The organism is Shewanella sp. 10N.286.45.A1, from assembly GCF_041470405.1.
Classification (GTDB): domain Bacteria; phylum Pseudomonadota; class Gammaproteobacteria; order Enterobacterales; family Shewanellaceae; genus Shewanella.
Window position 1 is genome coordinate 1 of record NZ_JBFRMK010000170.1, and the last position, 2,206, is coordinate 2,206.

Here is a 2,206-nt window from a genome sequence, read left to right on the forward strand (position 1 = left end):
TACTTAATGCTATTGGTATAATCATGTTGGTATATAGACTACAAAAAGGAGCTGATGCTCCTTTTGTGTTTAATCGATTTACTTTTCGCCACCAAATACGAACTCTTGTTGGCTTTCAAGCCAAGTGGGAAATTTTTGCATAATTGTGGTAAACACTTCGCTTTGTAAATGATTTGCTAGCCACAACTGGACGTTTTTATAGTCAGATTGCTCGAACCAAGCTTTATCTACATGGGCAAACTGCCTAATGAACGGATAGATGGCATAATCGGCAATGCAGGGCACTTGACCAAGGAGCTGTGAGTGCTTATCAAGTAAGGTTTCTAATTGCTGTATAAATAGCTCACCTTGTTGACGGTAGTGCTGTTGGCTGAATTCAGGAAAGCGGTCAGCATATTTGTATTTGTCTAACCAAGATTTAAAGACTTGATCGTTATATTCAATTAACGCTTTTGCTGCTTCTTGTTTCTTACTGCTATTAGCCAGTAATAGATCGTTCGGGTCATTTTGTGAAAGTGCCCAACACATGATCTCAAAACTCTCCTCAATGACAGTACCATTTTCTAATATCAATACTGGCACAGTGCCCTTTGGCGACTGGGCAAGCATTGCTTCTGGTTTATGCCTGAGTACAATTTCACGCAAACTGACTGGCTTGTGGGCAAGGTAAATTCCCAGTCTAGCCCGCATAGCGTATGGGCAGCGTCTAAATGAGTACAATGTCGGTAAGGTCATATTATTTATTTTAGATAAACTATGGTGTATTAAACGATGCCGCTATTTTTAACTGCTTGCAATGAAATAACAATCAATATTGACTGAATTAGAAAATGCTCAAGCAATTACCGTTTAGCTATCGTCATTTAATTTACTGATTAAAATCTAAATGGTAAGGGGATGGAGTCAGTGACTTATAAAGGCCTTACTTTTTGTACCTGTTTGTTGCGATGTGATTCAGGTAGACTTCGCGATTAATTTTGTGCAGCGGCTCACGTTTTGCCGTTGACGTAGTAAATGCACTGAAGATTAAGCTTCAGCCAGCAGTATAAGAGGTCTCAATGTCAAAAGTTGTTGTTTGTGCCATGTATAAGTTTGTTGCTCTTCCTGAGTTTGAAAATATCCAGAAGCCATTACTCGCAGTGATGGAAGAATCCGCGATTAAAGGTACGTTGCTGCTGGCTGCAGAAGGTATTAATGGCACAGTAGCAGGTTCTCAAGCCGCTATTGATGGATTACTGACATGGCTAGCTGCCCAGCCAGGGCTTGATAATATTGTCCACAAACTGTCTTTTGATGAGGAAATGCCATTTTATCGCACTAAGGTCAAACTCAAGAAAGAGATTGTGACTATGGGCGTAGAAGGGATTGACCCTAATAAAGTGGTAGGCACTTACGTTAAGCCTAAGGATTGGAATGCATTGATCTCCGATCCCGAGGTGCTTTTAGTGGATACCCGTAACGACTACGAAGTGCAGATAGGTACATTTGAGAATGCACTTGATCCAAAAACAACCACCTTTAGAGAGTTCCCTGAATACGTTAAACAGAACCTAGATCCTGCAAAGCATAAGAAAGTCGCTATGTTTTGCACCGGAGGTATTCGCTGCGAAAAGTCAACGGCTTACTTGAAAGAGCAGGGCTTTGATGATGTTTATCACCTAGAGGGCGGTATTTTAAAATACCTTGAAGAGGTCAAGCAGGAAGAGAGCATGTGGCAAGGCGAATGCTTTGTATTTGATAACCGGGTGGCGGTTAATCATGATCTGGAAAAAGGTCAGTACGATCAGTGTAATGCATGTCGTATGCCTATTACTGCAGAAGAGAAAGCATCGCCACAGTTTGAGCAAGGTGTTAGTTGTCCTCATTGTATCGACAAAGTCACCGACAAACAGCGTGAGCGATTCTTAGAGCGTGAGCGTCAGGTGCAGCTGTCAAAACAGCGTGGTGAAGCGCACATAGGTAGCGATGTGGGCGCAGTGATCGAATCTCGCCGAGCTAAGAAAGAGCAGCTAAAAAAATCTCAAAATGAGAAAAAAGTGTAAGCCACACTCGATAATTTCAAGGCAGCATTAGGCTGTAATGCCGTTCACTTAAGGTGAACGGCATTTTTATTTTTGGCATACCTTTGAGGCCTAGGTTTTACTGTTCTGGGGAAAGTTCTTTCTCTGCGCCCCTCTAAAATTAAGCTTTCAGCCATATTGTGAAA

2 protein-coding genes are annotated in these 2,206 nt (G+C 41.7%); one reads left to right on the forward strand and one right to left on the reverse strand.

Annotated features, from left to right (window positions below):
- Nucleotides 1-78: 78 nt before the first annotated feature.
- Entirely contained in the window at nucleotides 79-735 is a 657-nt protein-coding gene (locus tag AB4238_RS13465) for a glutathione S-transferase (protein ID WP_372033888.1), read from the reverse strand.
- A gap of 323 nt (nucleotides 736-1,058) precedes the next feature.
- Here AB4238_RS13465 and AB4238_RS13470 point away from each other — a divergent pair, with 323 nt between their 5' ends.
- On the forward strand, nucleotides 1,059-2,042 hold the full coding sequence (locus tag AB4238_RS13470; RefSeq protein ID WP_372033889.1) for a rhodanese-related sulfurtransferase: 984 nt from the start codon (nucleotides 1,059-1,061) through the stop codon (nucleotides 2,040-2,042).
- The last annotated feature ends 164 nt before the right edge of the window (nucleotides 2,043-2,206 follow it).

Coding starts and splice junctions, on each gene's coding strand:
- AB4238_RS13465 (WP_372033888.1), bottom strand. CDS start 735: ATGACCTTACCGACATTGTACTCATTTAGACGCTGCCCATACGCTATG.
- AB4238_RS13470 (WP_372033889.1), top strand. CDS start 1,059: ATGTCAAAAGTTGTTGTTTGTGCCATGTATAAGTTTGTTGCTCTTCCT.